Below are 16,391 nucleotides of genomic sequence, written 5' to 3' on the forward strand. Positions count from 1 at the left end.
ATGTCCCAGGAAACGAAGCTCGCCGAATACCTCAAGCGGGTCACCACCGAGCTGTACGACACCCGGGCCCGGCTGCGCGAGGCCCTGCGGCCCGACGCCGACCCGGTCGTGGTCGTCGGGCTGGCCTGCCGCTACCCCGGCGGCGTCGACACCCCCGGCGCGCTGTGGGAGCTGCTCTCGCAGGGCAAGCACGTGATGACCGAGTTCCCGGCCGATCGCGGCTGGGAAAGCCCGGCGCCCGGCACGGTCCGCGTCGGCGGGTTCCTCGACACCGCGACCGGGTTCGACGCGGGCTTCTTCGGGATCGCCCCGCGCGAGGCGACGGTGATGGACCCGCAGCACCGGATCCTGCTCGAAACCGCCTGGCACGCCCTCGAGGACGCCGGGATCGACCCGGCGGCACTGCGCGGCACCGAAACCGGGGTGTTCGCCGGGGTGTCGGCCGGCGACTACACGACCAACCTGACCGAGCTCCCGCCCGACCTGGTCGGCCAGATCTCGATCAACAACGCGCTCGGCGTCGCCTCGGGCCGCATCGCGTACCTGCTCGGTGTCCACGGGCCGGCGTTGAGCGTCGACACCGCCTGCTCGTCCTCACTGGTCGCCGTGCACCTGGCGATCCAGTCCCTGCACCGCGGCGAGTGCGGGCTCGCCCTCGCCGGCGGGGCGTCGGTCACCGCCACCCCGGTCCGGTTCGTCGAGTTCTCCCAGCAGCGCGCGCTGGCGCCGGACGGACTGGTCAAGCCGTTCTCCGCCGACGCCGACGGCACGGCGTGGGGCGAGGGCGCGGCGGTCGTCGTCTTGGAGAAGCTGTCGCGGGCCCGCGAGCGGGGGCACCGGGTGCTGGCCGTGCTGCGCGGGTCGGGGATCAACCACGACGGGCCGTCGAACGGGCTCACCGCACCGAACCGGCACGCCCAGGAGCAGCTCATCCGGGACACGCTCGAGCGGGCCGGGCTCACCGCGGACAGTGTCGACGCCGTGGAGGCGCACGGCACCGGCACCACGCTCGGCGACCCGATCGAAGCCCAGGCGCTCGCGGCGACCTACGGCGCCCGCCGCGAAGGACCGCTGTACCTCGGGTCCGCCAAGGGCAGCCTCGGGCACACGCAGGCGGCGGCCGGCATCACCGGCGTCGTGTCGGCGGTCCTGGCGCTGCGACACGGTCTGCTGCCGCCGATCGCCGGGTTCTCCCGGCCCACCCCGCACGTCGACTGGGCCGGCTCGGGCCTGCGTCCCCTCACCGACGTCACGCCCTGGCCGGAGACCGGGGACCGGCCCCGGCGCATGGCGGTCAGCGCGTTCGGCATGAGCGGCACCAACGCGCACCTGATCCTGGAGGAGCCGCCCACCCCCGGCGAAGCCGACCTGCCCGAGCCGGACGGCAGCGCGGCGGTGCTCCCTCTCACGCTGTCGGCCCCCAGCGCGGCGGCGCTGGCCGCCCAGGCGCGGAGCCTGCGCGAGCACCTCGACAGTGCGAAGGCGGCCGAGGCCGACGTCGCCCACGTCCTCGCCCGGCGCACCCACCACTCGCACCGGGCCGTCGTGCTGACCGGGCCCGGGGACGGTTTCGCCGCCCTCGACGCCTTGGCCGGCGGAACGCCGTTGCCGCGGGTCGTCACCGGGCAGGCCGGGGCGCCCGGCGGGGTCGCGTTCGTCTTCCCCGGACAGGGCAGTGAGTGGCCGGGGATGGGCCGGGAGCTGCTGCGCACCTCGCGGGTGTTCCGGGAGACGATCGCGGCGTGCGACGACGCACTGTCCGAAGTGGCCGGTTGGTCCCTGGCCGCGGTGCTGCGCGGCGACGACGGCGCACCGTCGCTGCGGCGGCCCGACGTGGTGCAGCCGGCGTTGTTCGCGATGATGGCGGGGCTGGCCGAGCTGTGGCGGTCCTGCGGGGTGCGGCCCGACGCCGTCGCGGGGCACTCGCAGGGGGAGATCGCGGCGGCGTGGCTGGCCGGCGCGCTGCCGCTGCCCGACGCCGTGCGGGTGTCCGCACTGCGCGGCCGGCTGTTCACCGAGCTGGCCGGCCGCGGCGGGATGGCGTCGGTGCGCCTGTCCCCCGACGAAACCCGGGACCTGTTGTCGCGCAACCTGGAAGTCGCCGCCGTCAACGGCCCACTGTCCACAGTGGTCTCCGGTGACCTCGGGGAGCTGACCGCGCTCCTCGCGGAATGCGAGCGCCGCGGCGTGCGGGCCCGGCGGCTCCCGATCGACTGCGCCGGTCACTCCGCCCAGGTGGAGGCGATCCGCGACCGGTTCCTCGACGGTCTGTCCGGGCTCCGCGCCGGGGCCGCGGCGCTGCCCTGCGTCTCCGGGGTCACCGGCGACTGGCACGCCCCCGCGGACGCCGCCTACTGGTACCGCAACCTGCGCGAACCGGTCCGCTTCGACCGGGTGGTCAGCACGCTGCTGGACGGTGGGCACCACAAGCTGATCGAGATCAGCCCGCACCCGGTGCTGCTGCCGGCCATCCGCGAAACGGCCGACGCGGCCGGGGTTTCCGTGGCGACGCTGGGCACGCTGCGCCGTGACGAAGGCGATCCCGTGCGGTGGCTGACCGCACTGGCCGAGGCCCACGTTTCGGGTGTCGCGCTCGACTGGCCGGCCGTGCTCGAGGGCGCCGGCGGGCGGCGGATCGACCTGCCGGGCTACGCGTTCCAACGCGACCGGTACTGGCTGAACTCGGCGCTGCCCCGGATGGACGGCCGCCAGGCAGGCGAAGAACCCTCAGCCGAGACCGCCGCGGATCTGGTGCGCCGCTTGGCTTCACTGGCGCCGGGCGAACGCGACGACGCCCTCGCCGACCTGATCGCCGGGCACGTCGCGGTGGTGCTGCGGTACTCCTCGCCCGCGGCCGTCCCGCGCGAGGACACCTTCCGCGACCTGGGTTTCGAGTCGCTCAACGCGGTCGACCTGCGCAACCGGCTGAGCGCCGCGACCGGCCTCGAGCTGCAGCTGGCCGACGTCCTCAACTACCCCACCGTCCTCGACCTCGCCGAGTACCTCGGCACCCGGCTGGCCGAGGCGGGTCCCGTCGCCGCGCCCGTGGCGGCCCCGGCGGGCGGTGACACGCTCACCGCGCTCTACCTCGCCGGAGTCCGCGAGGGCCGCACCGCCGCGGCCGCGGAGCTGATCCGCGTGGCGGGCAGCCTGCGCCCGACTTTCGCGACCGAACCGGCCGCGCCGATGTACCGGCTGGCGGAGGGCACCGGCCTCGCCTTGGTCTGCACGACGGCGCCGGTCGCCCCGATGACCGATGTCGCGTACGGGTTCTTCGCCGCCGCGCTGCCGCAGCCGCGTCCACTGTGGATGATGCGGCCGCCGGGCTTCGCGCCGGGCGAGCGGCTGCCGGACAGCCGGGCAGCCTTGGTGCGAGCGCAAGTGCGTGCCCTGCTGGAGCACCATGAGCCGGACCGCGTCGTGCTGGTGGGGTACTCGTCGGGTGGGTGGCTCGCGCACGAGCTCGCCGCGCACCTGGAGGCCACCGGGACCCCGGTCGCCGCGCTCGTGCTCTTCGACTACTACCCGTACGCCTCGGGTGCCGACGAGCTCCGCGGCGAGTTCATGCGCGAGCAGGTCCGCCGCTGGCCCGCCGCCGCGGAGGGCGCCGACCGCGCCCTGGACACCCAGCTCGGCGCGATGGGCGCGTACCAAGGCCTGTTCGCCGATTGGCGGCCCGGCGAGCTGGCCACGCCGATCCTGCACGTCGCCGCGGCCGACGCGCTGCCCGGCCGGCCCGCGCCCGCGCCGCGGACCCGGTTCGCCCCGCCCTGCGACCGCGTGGTGACGCTGCCCGGCAACCACCTGAACATGCTGTCCGAGCAGGCCGAGGCCGCCGCCCGGGCGGTCCACGGCTGGCTGGCCGAGGTCCGGTGATGCCCGAGGACATCGCGATCGTCGGGCTGGCCTGCCGGTTCGCCCGCGCCGACGGACCCGAGCAGTTCTGGCGGCTGCTGCGCGACGGGGTGGACGCCGTCACCGAAGCGCCGCCGGACCGCGGGGCCGGAGGGCCGCGCTTCGGCTCGTTCCTGCCCACGGTCGACGGCTTCGACGCCGCGTTCTTCGGGATTTCTCCGCGGGAAGCGGCGGTCATGGACCCGCAGCAGCGGCTCGCCCTGGAGCTGAGCTGGGAGGCCCTGGAGGACGCCGGGATCGTCCCGGCGAGCCTGCGCGGCGGCCGGACCGGGGTGTTCGTCGGGGCGATGCGCGACGACTACGCCCGGCTGGCCCAGCACCTCGGCGCGGCCACCCAGCACTCGTTCACCGGCCTGCAGCGCAGCCTGATCGCCAACCGGGTCTCCTACGCGCTCGGCCTGCGCGGCCCGAGCCTGACCGTCGACACCGGACAGTCGGCCTCGCTCGCCGCCGTGCACCTGGCCTGCCGCAGCCTGCGTTCGGGCGAGTCCGACGTCGCGCTCGCCGGGGGCGTGAACCTCAACCTCCTCGCGGCGGGCGACGAGGACGCGGCCCGCTTCGGCGGCCTGTCCCCCGGTGGCCGCTGCCGCACCTTCGACGCCGGCGCCGACGGTTTCGTGCGCGGCGAGGGCGGCGGCGTCGTCGTGCTCAAGCCCCTGGCTGCGGCGCTGCGCGACGGCGACCCGGTGTACTGCGTCGTCAAGGGCTCGGCGCTGAACAACGACGGCGGCGGCGCGGGCCTGACCGTGCCCAGCGAAGCAGCCCAAGCCCAGCTGCTGCACGACGCCTACCGCGACGCCGGAACCGACCCGGCGAGCGTGGGCTACGTCGAGCTGCACGGCACCGGCACCCCCGTCGGCGACCCGGTCGAGGCCGCCGCGCTCGGCGCGGTGCTGGGCGCCGGGCGCGCCCGGCCGCTCCCGGTCGGCTCGGTCAAGACGAACCTCGGGCACCTGGAGGCCGCGGCCGGCGTCTGCGGCCTGGTCAAGACGGTGCTGGCGATCGCGCACCGCGAGCTGCCCGCCACCCTGCACTTCACCACGCCGCACCCCCGGATCCCCCTCGCCGAGCTGGGCCTGCGGGTCGTGACCGAGACGGCGTCCTGGCCGGGGCCGCGGATCGCCGGGGTCAGCTCGTTCGGGATGGGCGGCACGAACTGCCATGTGGTGCTGGCCGAACACCCCGTCGCACCAACTGTCCACAGTGGACACCCTGCCGCGCTCGCTTTCCTGCTCTCCGGCCGAAGCGGCGCCGCGACGGCGGCGCAAGCCAGGCGGCTGCGGGCGTACCTGACCGACCGCCCCGGCGCCGACGTGGCCGCGGTGGCCCGCGCGCTGGCCGGTGGCCGGACCTCCTTCGAGGACCGGGTGGTGCTCACGGCGTCCGGCGAAGCGGACCTGCTGGCCGGGCTGGACCGGATCGCGGCCGGTCGCGGCGGCCCGGCGATCTCCCGGGGCGTCGCCAAGCCTGGGGCCAGGGCGGCGTTCCTGTTTTCCGGGCAGGGCGGGCAGCGGCCGGGGATGGGCCGGGCGCTGTACCGCGAGCACGCGGTGTTCCGGGACGCTTTCGACGAGGTCGCCCGGCACCTGGACGGCCATCTGGACGTGCCGCTGCACGAGGTCGTGTCCGCCCGGACGCTGCTGGACGAGACGCGGTACACCCAGCCCGCGTTGTTCGCGCTGGAAGTGGCGCTCCACCGCTTGCTGACGGCCTACGGCGTGACGCCGACCGCGCTCGCCGGGCACTCGATCGGCGAGCTGGCCGCCGCGACCGTCGCCGGCGTCTTCGACCTGCCCGACGCGGCGGCGGTGGTGGCCGAGCGGGGCCGCCTCATGCACACGCTGCCGTCGACCGGCGCGATGCTGGCCGTGCGCGCGTCGGAGGAGGAGGTCGTCGAGCTGCTGGTCGGCTACGACGGCCGGCTCGGCCTGGCCGCGGTCAACGCCCCGGCGGCGACGGTGCTCACCGGCGACGCCGACGCGCTCGCCCACGCGGCCGAGGAGTTCGGCCGGCGGGGCCGCAAGACCACGGCGTTGCGGGTGGGCCGTGCCCTGCACTCGCGAGACCTGGACCCGGTGCTGGAGCGCTACGCCGAGGTGCTGGCCTCGGTCACCTTGCACCCGCCGCGGGTGCCGATCGTGTCGACGCTGACCGGCGCGCTGGTCGGCACCGAGCTGACGGACCCGGGTTACTGGGTGCGCCAGGCGCGGGAGCCGGTGCGGTTCCTGGCCGCGATGCGGACGTTGGAGGCCCAGGTCTTCGTCGAGGTCGGCCCGGGAGCGGGCTTGGCCGCGGCGGCCAGGGAGTGCCTGGCCGCCGACGGCCGGACCGCGGCGGTGACGGCCGTGCTGCGCCCCGGCCGCCCCGAACCGGAGACGCTGCTGGGAGCGCTCGGCACGGTGCACGCGCACGGTGTGCCGGTGGAGTGGCCGGAGGTGCTCGGCGGCAGAGCCGGGCCGCGGCTGCCCACGTATCCCTTTCAGCGCTCGCGCCATTGGCTGACCGCTCCGCCGGTTCCGGGAGAAGCGACCACGGCGGGAGCGCGGATTGACCGGCCGGCCTCGCCCCCAGAAACCGTCAAACCGCAAGCCCATCAACCGACCTCACCCCCAGAAACCACCGAACCGCGAGCCCACCAACCCGCCTCGCCGCCGGAAACCACGACCACCAAACCACAGACCCACCAACCGACCTCACCCCCGACCACAACCACCGTCGCGGAACTGGTCGCCGAGGTGCTCGGCCACGCCGATCTCACCGCCGTCGACCCCGACCGCACCTTCACCGACCTCGGCCTCGACTCGCTCATGGCCGCGGAACTGCTGGACCGCCTCGGCACCCGCACCGGCACCGCCCTGCCCAGCACCGCAGTCTTCGACCACCCCACCCCCGCCGCCCTGGCGCGGCACCTGGCCGCCAGCCCCGCGACCGCGCTCGAACCGTTCGCCGCGGCCGACACCGACGATCCGGTCGTCATCGTGGGCATGGCCTGCCGCTTCCCCGGCGGCGTCACCGGACCCGATGACCTGTGGCGGCTGGCCGAATCGGGCGGCGACGCGATCGGCGAGTTCCCCACCGACCGTGGCTGGGACCTCGACACCCTGTTCGGCGGCAGCCCCGACCGGCCCGGCTCGTCGGTGACCCGCCAGGGCGGTTTCCTCCACGACGCCGCCGAGTTCGACGCCGGGTTCTTCGGCATCTCACCGCGCGAGGCGCTCACCACCGACCCGCAGCAGCGGCTGCTGCTGACCACCGCCTGGGAGGCGTTCGAGCACGCCGGCATCGTCCCGGCGACCGTGCGCGAGAGCCGCACCGCCGTCTTCGCGGGCGTCATGCACCACGACTACGCGCCCCGGGTGCACACCGTCCCCGCCGGGCTCGAAGGCCACCTCGTCACGGGCAACACCGCTTCCGTCGTGTCCGGCCGCCTGGCGTACGTGTTCGGCTTGCGTGGTCCCGCCGTCACCGTGGACACGGCCTGCTCGTCTTCGCTGGTCGCCCTGCACCTCGCCGTCCAGTCGCTGCGCCGCGGCGAATGCGCGCTCGCGCTGGCCGGCGGCGTCTCGGTGATGTCCACGCCGGAGATGTTCGTGGAGTTCTCCCGGCTGCGCGGGCTCGCCCCCGACGGGCGGTGCAAGTCCTTCGACGCCGGGGCGGACGGCACCGCCTGGGCCGAAGGCGCCGGCCTGCTCGTGCTCGAACGCCTCTCCGACGCCCGCCGCCACGGCCACCGGGTGTGGGCGGTCGTGCGTGGCAGCGCGGTGAACTCCGACGGCGCTTCCAACGGTCTCTCCGCACCCAGCGGCCCGGCCCAGGAAGACGTCGTCCGGGCGGCGCTCACCGACGCGGGCCTGGCGCCCGGCGACGTCGACGCGGTCGAGGCGCACGGCACGGGCACCCCGCTCGGCGACCCCATCGAGGCGCGCTCGCTGATCGCCGCGTACGGGCGGGACCGGCGCCGCGAGCAACCGCTGCTGCTCGGCTCGCTCAAGGCGAACCTCGGCCACGCGCAGGCGGCGGCCGGCGTCGGCGGCGTGATCAAGATGGTGCAGGCCCTGCGGCACGGCGTCCTGCCGGGGCTGCCGAACCTGGACCACCCGACCGGGCACGTCGACTGGGCCGGCTCGGGCGTCCGCCTGCTCGACGCCGCCACGGCGTGGCCGCGGACCGGCCGGCCGCGCCGCGCGGGTGTCTCCGCCTTCGGCATCAGCGGCACCAACGCGCACGTCCTGCTGGAGGAGCCGGCGCCGGAACCGCCACCCGCGCCCCGCCCCGAACCGCCCGCCGCGCTGCCCTGGGTGGTGTCCGGACGCTCCCCGCGGGCGCTGCGGGCGCAGGCCGCCCGGCTGCGCGACCTGCTGGCCGACGACCCGGACCTCGATCTCGCCGACCTGGCCGGCGCCCTGGTGACGCACCGCCAGGCACACGAGCACCGCGCGGTCGTCGTCGGCTCCGGTCGCGACGAACTCCTGCGGAGTCTCGACGCTCTCGCCGGCGGGCAGCCGGCGCCGGGGGTGAGCACTGGACACGCGCGGGCGTCGCACCGGCCGGTCCTGGTCTTCCCCGGCCAGGGGACCCAGTGGCCCGGCATGGCCGTGGCGCTGCTGAAGTCCTCACCGGTGTTCGCGGCGTCGATGCGGGAGTGCGAGGAGGCGCTGGCGCCGTTCGTGGACTGGTCGCTGCCGGACGTGCTGGCCGACGCGGCCGCGCTGCGCCGGGTCGACGTCGTGCAGCCGGCGTTGTGGGCGGTGATGGTGTCGCTGGCCGCGGTGTGGCGTTCCTTCGGCGTCGAACCGGCCGCGGTGGTGGGGCATTCGCAGGGCGAGATCGCGGCGGCGTGCGCCGCCGGGGCGCTGTCGCTCGCGGACGGCGCACGAGTGGTCTGCCTGCGGGCCAAGGCCATCCGCGCGCTGGCCGGTCGCGGCGGCATGCTGTCGGTCCAACTCCCCCGCGCCGACGCCGAGCAGCGCCTGAGGCCGTGGCGGGGACGGCTCTCGGTCGCCGCCGTCAACGGTCCCCGCTCGACGGTGGTCTCCGGCGACCCGGACGCCCTCGACGCGCTCGGCGAGCAGCTCGCGGCCGAAGGCGTGCGGCAGTCGAGGCTGCCGGTGGACTACGCGTCGCACTCGGCTCAGGTGGACAGCCTGCGCGAAACCCTGCGCACCGAGCTGGCCGGGATCCGGCCACGCACGTCCGACGTGCCGTTCCACTCGACGCTCACTGGCGAGGTCGTCGACACCGCCGGTCTCGACGCCGGGTACTGGTTCCGGAACCTGCGGCACACCGTCGAGTTCGAGGGCGCGATCCGGGCCCTGCACGCCGCCGGCCACCGGACGTTCGTCGAGGTGAGCCCGCGCGCGGTGCTGACCGTGGACGTCCAGGAGATCCTCGACGAGAGCGACCGGCCCGGCACCGCGCTCGGCACGCTGCGCCGCGACGACGGCGGCCTCGGCCGGCTGCTCACCTCGGTCGCCGAGGCGTTCGTGAACGGCGTCGGCGTGCGTTGGGAACCGGCCCTCGCGCCGGGCACCCGCGGGCGGATCGCGTTGCCGACCTACGCCTTCCAGACCGAGCGCTTCTGGCTGCGGCCCGACACCGCGGCGGCCGGCGCCCGCGCCCTCGGCCTGCTTCCCGGCGAACACCCGATGCTCGCGGCCCGGCTACCGCGGGCCGACGACGAGGGTCTCCTGCTCACCGGCGTCCTGTCGGCGGCCGGTAGGCCGTGGCTGGCCGACCACGGCGTCGGCGGTGACGTGCTGCTTTCCGGGACGACGTTCGTGGAGCTGGCCCGGCACGCCGGGCAGCAGGCCGGCGTGCCGCGGCTCGAGGAGCTGGTGCTGCACGAGCCGCTGGTCCTGGCCGAGGGCGTCGACCCGCGGATCCAGGTCAGCGTCGGCGGGACCGCGGCCGAGCCGCGCCGCCCGGTCGCTGTGTACGCCGAGGACAACGGCACCTGGGTCCGGCACGCGAGTGGCTGGCTGACCGGCGGGGCGGCCCCGGCCGCACCGTTCGCGTGGCCGCCAGCGGACGCCGAGCCGGTCGACCTCGGCGGCGCCTACGAGCGCCTGGCCGAAACCGGCTACGCGTACGGCCCCGCTTTCCGAGGCCTGCGGGCACTCTGGCGATCGGGCGGCGACCTGTACGCCGAGGTCGTCCTCCCGGAGCCGCTGCCCGCCGACGCCACCGAGCACGGGCTGCACCCCGCACTGCTCGACGCGGCGCTGCACCCGCTGCTCGTGGTGGCCGGCTACGACGAGATCCGCCTGCCCTACTCGTGGGGCGGGGTTTCGCTGCACGCCACCGGCGCGACGGGCTTGCGGGTACACCTCGCCGACGCGGGCAACGGCGTGATCAGCTTGCACGCCAACGACTTCGGTGGCCGCCCGGTGATTTCGGTCGACGCACTCACGCTGCGCCCGGTGCGGCGCGGCTCGGCCGAGCGGCTGCTCTGGCGGGTGGAGTGGTCGGAGGTGCCGGCCGGCGAACCGGCCGAGATCGTCACGCACGTCTGCCCGGACAGCTTTCCGGCCGTCGCGGTGCGCGAGGCGGCTGGCGGTGTCCCCGCCACCACCCCCGCGACGACCCGCGATGTCCCCGCCACCCACACGACCACCAACGACATCCCCACTCCCACCCGCGCGACGGCCCACGGTGTGCCCACCGCCACCCACACGACCGCCCGCGGCGTCCCCACCACCCACGCGACCACCAACGGTGTCCCCACCACCACCCACGCAACCACCCGCGATGTCCCCACCACCACCCACGGCGTCCCCACCACCCCCGCGACCACCCACGACATCCCCACCGCGATCCGCGCGGCAACCAGCGGCGTCCTCGACTGGCTGCACCACACCTTGGCCAACCCGGCCCACGCAGACAAAACCCTGGTCGTAGTCACCCGGCACGACGATCTCGCCCAGTCGGCAGTCCGCGGCCTGGTCCGTTCCGCGCAAACCGAGCACCCCGGCCGGATCGTCCTCGTCGACACCGACCACCCCGCCGAGCCGGCGGAACTGCGCGCCGCGGCCGGCATCGGCGAGCGCGAGGTCGCCCTGCGCGGCTCGCGGCTGCTCGTCCCGCGCCTGACCCGGGCCGCCGGCCCTGCCCCGCAAGACCGGGCGTGGCGGCCCGGCGGCACCGTGCTGATCACCGGCGGCACCGGCACCCTCGGCGCGCTCGTCGCCCGTCACCTGGTCACCGAGCACGGCGTCCGCCACCTGGTCCTGACCGGGCGAAGCGGTCGCGGCGCCGAGGTCGCGGCCGAACTGACCGCACTCGGCGCCCAGGTGCGCGTCGCCGCCTGCGACGTCGCCGACCACGACGCCGTCGCCGCGCTGCTCGGCTCCCTCGACCGGCCGCTGACCGCCGTCGTCCACGCCGCCGGCGTCCTCGACGACGGCACCCTCGACGCCCTGGACGCGACCCGGCTCGACACCGTGCTGCGCCCCAAGGCCGACGGCGCGTGGCACCTGCACCGGCTCACCGAGCACCTCGACCTCGACGCGTTCGTGCTCTTCTCCTCGGTCGCCGGCACCATCGGCACGCCCGGGCAGGCCAACTACGCGGCCGCGAACACGTTCCTCGACGCCCTCGCCCAGCACCGCCGGGACCGCGGGCTGACGGCGACCTCGCTGTCCTGGGGACTCTGGGACCTCGACACCGGCATGACCGGCCACCTCGGCGCCGCCGGCCGGGCCCGGCTGGCGCGCCGCGGCCTGTCCCCGCTCGGCCGCGAAGAGGGCCTCGCGGCGTTCGACCTGGCCCTCGCCCGCGACGTCGCGCACCTGATCCCGGCCCGGCTCGACCCGGCCGCGTTCACCGGCCGGGCCCCGGCGGCCGGACCCACGGCCACAGCGCCGGCCGCCACCGCACCCGATCCGCGGACGCTGACCGAGCTGGTCCGTTCGACCGTGGCCGCGGTGCTCGGCCACGGCTCGGCCGACGACGTCGACGAGGACCGGGCCTTCCGCGACCTCGGCTTCGACTCGCTGACCGGCCTCGAACTGCGCAACCGGCTGAGCGCGGCCACCGGCCTGCGGCTGCCCGCCACCCTGGTCTTCGACCGGCCCACCCCGGCCGCGCTGATCGCCTTCCTGGCCGGCCGGGTGCCCGCCGACGCCGAGCCCGCCGCCCCGCCCGTCGCGGACGCCGATGACCCGGTCGTGATCGTCGGCATGGCCTGCCGCTACCCCGGCATCGGCTCCCCCGCCGAGCTGTGGCGCCTGCTCGCCGAGGGCCGCGACGTGATCACCGACTTCCCCGCCGACCGCGGCTGGGCCACCGAAGCGCTCTACGCGCCTTCCCCGGCACCGGGGAAGACCTACGTGCGCCGGGGCGGGTTCCTCGGCGACGCGACCGCGTTCGACCCGGCCTTCTTCGGCATCTCACCGCGTGACGCGCTCATCATGGACCCGCAGCACCGGGTGCTGCTGGAGACGACCTGGCACGCGCTGGAGGACGCCGGACTGGACCCGCACGCGCTGCGCGGCTCCGACACCGGCGTCTTCACCGGGCTGATCGCCGGCGACTACACCTCGCTGGTCGACGACGTCCCCGCCGACCTGGCCGGGCAGGCCTCGATCGCCAACACGCCGAGCGTCGCCTCCGGGCGGCTGGCCTACCTGCTCGGCCTGCACGGCCCGGCGATGACCATCGACACCGCGTGCTCGTCCTCGCTGGTCGCACTGCACCTGGCCGCCCGGTCGCTGCGTGAGCGCGAGAGCGGCCTCGCGATCGTGGCGGGGGCGACCGTGCTGGCCACGCCCACCCGGTTCGTCGAGTTCTCCCAGCAGCACGGGCTGGCCCCCGACGGGCACGCCAAACCGTTCTCCGCCGACGCCGACGGCACCGCGTGGGGCGAGGGCGCGGCCGTCGTCGTCCTCGAGACGCTGTCGCGGGCCCGCGAGCACGGCCACCGGGTGCTCGCCGTCGTCCGCGGCACCGGCGTCAACCAGGACGGGCCCTCCAACGGGCTCACCGCACCCAGCCGCGACGCCCAGGAGCGGCTGATCCGGTCGACGCTCGCCGGAGCCGGGCTGAGCGCCGACGACGTCGACGCGGTCGAGGCGCACGGCACGGGCACCGTGCTCGGCGACCCGATCGAGGCGCAGGCGCTGGCCGCGACGTACGGCGCCGGGCGGGATCGCCCCTGCTACCTCGGTTCGGTCAAGGCCAACCTCGGGCACACCCAGGCCGCCGCGGGGGTCACCGGCATCGTGAAGATGATCCTGGCGATGCGCCACGGCGAGCTCCCGGCGCAACCCGGCCTGGGCTCCCCCACCCCGCACGTCGACTGGGCCGGCACGCCGCTGACCTTGCTCACCGCGCCCACGCCCTGGCCCCGGAACGGCCGGCCGCGGCGGGCCGCGGTCAGCGCGTTCGGGATCAGCGGCACCAACGCGCACCTGATCCTGGAAGAACCCGAACCCGCCGAGCCCGCCGAACGCCCGGCCACGACGGTCGTGCCGCTCCTGGTGTCGGGGACGACGCCCGCCGCGCTGGCCGCGCAGACCGCCCGGGTGCGCGACCACGTCGCCGGCGCACCCCACCCGGTGGACGTGGCGTACACGCTGTCCCGGCGCGCTCATCACGCCCACCGCGGCGTTCTGCTCGGCGACGTCACCGTCACCGGGCAGACCTCCGGCGACGTCGCGACCGCGTTCCTCTTCCCCGGTCAGGGCACGGCGTGGCCCGCCATGGACCGACGGCTCCACGAAACCATGCCGGAGTACGCGCGGGCGTTCGACGAACTCGACGCCGAGCTGGCGCCCCTGCTCGGCCGCTCGCTCACCGGCCTGGAACCCGAACTGCTCGGCCGCACCGACTACGCGCAGCCCGCGATCTTCGCGGTCGAGGCGGCGCTGTACCGCCTGCTGACGAGTTTCGGCGTGCGCGCGGACTTCCTCGCCGGCCACTCGGTCGGGGAGATCACCGCCGCGTACGCCGCGGGCGTCTTCTCGATGGCCGACGCCTGCGCGCTGGTCGTCGCCCGGGGCAGGTTGATGCGCCGGGTCGAACGCGCCGGGGCGATGATCGCGCTGCCGATCCCCGAAGCGGCGGCGCGGGAGCTGATCCGGGGTCGCGAGCACGAGGTGACGATCGCGGCCGTGAACGGGCCCGCCGCCGTGGTGCTCTCCGGCGACGAGCACGCGGTCCACGACTGCGCGCGGGGGCTGCGGGGCACCGTGCTGCGCACCGACCGCGCGTTCCATTCGCACCACCTGGACGAGATCCTCGAGCCGTTCCACGAGGTGCTGACCGGCTTGACGTTCTCCCCGCCCACCACGCCGATCGTCTCCGCGGTCACCGGGGAACTCGCCGCCGGGCAGCTGGGCACGCCGGAGTACTGGATCCGGCAAGCCCGTGACACGGTCCGGTTCGGCGACGTGCTGAGCCGGCTCGTGCGGGCCGGGGTCCGCACGTTCGTCGAAGCCGGGCCGGGACACACGCTGTCGACGCTGGTGTCCGCGGCCCTGCCGGAGGCCGACGAGCCGATCCCCTGCCTGCGCGACACGGAGCCGGACGGCTTCCTGACGGCGTTGGCGCGCCTGCACGTCCGCGGCGTTCCGGTCGACTGGTCCCCGCTGACCGCCGGCGGCACCCTGGTCGACCTGCCGCCATACGCCTTCCAGCGCGAGCGCTACTGGTTGCGCGATGTCGAGCAGCCACCGCTGGACCCGGTGCGCTACGACGTCGCCTGGCAGCGGCACCCCGTCCCGGACGGAACGGCGTCCGGCGGGACCTGGTTGATCGTCGCCGAAGCCGACGCCGCCGGTCTGCACGAGGCCCTGACCGCCCGCGGCGCGAAGGTGCGGCACTGCACCGATCCGCGGGAGTACGAAGGAACACCGGCCGGAATCGTCTCGCTGCGCGCACTGGACGACCGCACCGAGGGCGGGCTGCCCCAGGCGGCGACCGCCACCCTCGACCTCCTCAACACGGTCGACGCCGCGGGCCTGGACGCACCGGTCTGGACCCTGACCCGGGGCGCGGTCTCGACCGGCCCCACCGACGCGATCCACCGCCCCGCACAGGCGGCGGTGTGGGGACTGGGCCGCACGATCGCACTGGAGACCCCGCACATCTGGGGCGGCCTGCTCGACCTACCCGAGCAGGAGTGCTGGGCCAAGGTGGCCGACGTGCTGCTGGCCCCTGGTGGCGAAAACGAGCTGGCCATCCGCGGCGACGACGTCCTGGTCCCGCGCCTGCGCCACGCACCGGCCCGGCCACCACAGCCGTGGCGCCCACGCGGGACCGTCCTGGTGACCGGCGGTCTGGGCGGTCTGGGCGCCCAGGTCGCCCGCTGGCTGGCCCATCGCGGCGCGAGCCACTTGCTGCTCGCCGGCCGCCGCGGCGCAGACACGCCGGGCGCGGCGGAGCTGCACGCCGAGCTGACCGCCCAGGGCGTGGACGTCCGGATCGCCGCCTGCGACGTCGCCGACCGGGAGGCCCTGGCCCGCCTACTGGCTTCGGCGCCCACCCCACTGACCGCGGTGGTGCACGCGGCGGGCGTCCTCGACGACGCTCCCGCTTCGGCACTTACGCCTTCGCGGATGGCAGATGTCTGGGCGCCCAAGGCCGGTGCCGCTTGGCACCTGCACGAGCTGACCCGCTCCCTGCCACTCGAGCATTTCGTGTTGTTCTCGTCGCTGGCCGGGGTGGTCGGCTCGGCCGGCCAGGCTGCCTACGCTGCCGCCAACGCAGCCTTGGACGCCCTCGCCCGGCACCGGCGCGACCTGGGCCTGCCCGCCACGTCGGTGGCGTGGGGCCCGTGGGCAGGTCCCGGTATGTTCGCGTCGGTGGCGGACCGATCCCCACTCGCGGCAATGGCGCCCCGGGTGGCACTGGAAGCGTTGGAGCGCTGCGAACCGGGCTGCACGGCAATAGCGGAGATCGACTGGCACGGCTTCCCTCGACGTCCCCACGGCCTGCTCGCCGACCTGACAGCAGGCGAGGACCCCGAGTTCCTGCCACCGGAGGTACTCGCCCTACCGGCCGAGGACCTCCGGGAGTTCCTGCTCGACCGGGTGGTAACCCACATCGCGGCGGTCTCCGGCCACCCGGCGGCGGAGGTCCCACCGGACGAGCCGGTGAAGCAGCTGGGCCTGGATTCCCTGGCCACGATCCAGTTGCGCAACCGGTTGAGCGCGGACACCGGCCTGCGCCTCCCGGCAACGGTCGTCTACGACCATCCTTCACCGGCCGAGCTGGCCGATCATTTGGCGGAGGGCTTGCGGGCGCCGTCCAGTCGTCCGGTCCTCGACCGGTTGCGCGATCTGGAGGAAGTCCTGAGCACGACCACGGAAGCGCGCGAGGAGATAACGGCGGCGTTGGAGGGATTGCTTCACCGCTTCCGCGGCACCGGAGGACTCTCCGCTGATCTCGCCGTCGCTTCCGATGAGGAGATGTACGGACTCATCGACGCCGTGCTGGGAGCCGCCGACGAGCACGCCTGAGGGTCGAGGCTCCCCGCG

Annotated in this window: 2 protein-coding genes; both read left to right on the forward strand. The window is 75.4% G+C overall.

Features of this window, described 5'->3' with window-relative positions:
- The gene (locus M8542_RS10285) at positions 1–3,876 is read left to right on the forward strand and encodes a type I polyketide synthase (protein ID WP_257919832.1); all 3,876 of its coding nucleotides are present in this window, start codon (positions 1–3) and stop codon (positions 3,874–3,876) included.
- Positions 3,876–16,373 carry a type I polyketide synthase gene (locus M8542_RS10290; protein WP_257919833.1) on the forward strand — a complete coding sequence of 4,166 codons (12,498 nt, stop codon included), beginning with the start codon at positions 3,876–3,878 and terminating at the stop codon, positions 16,371–16,373. Before M8542_RS10285 ends, M8542_RS10290 begins: the two co-directional genes overlap by 1 nt.
- Positions 16,374–16,391 lie beyond the last annotated feature (18 nt).

Origin of the sequence: Amycolatopsis iheyensis, from assembly GCF_024703995.1 — a bacterium.
GTDB classification, from domain to species: Bacteria; Actinomycetota; Actinomycetes; order Mycobacteriales; family Pseudonocardiaceae; genus Amycolatopsis; species Amycolatopsis iheyensis.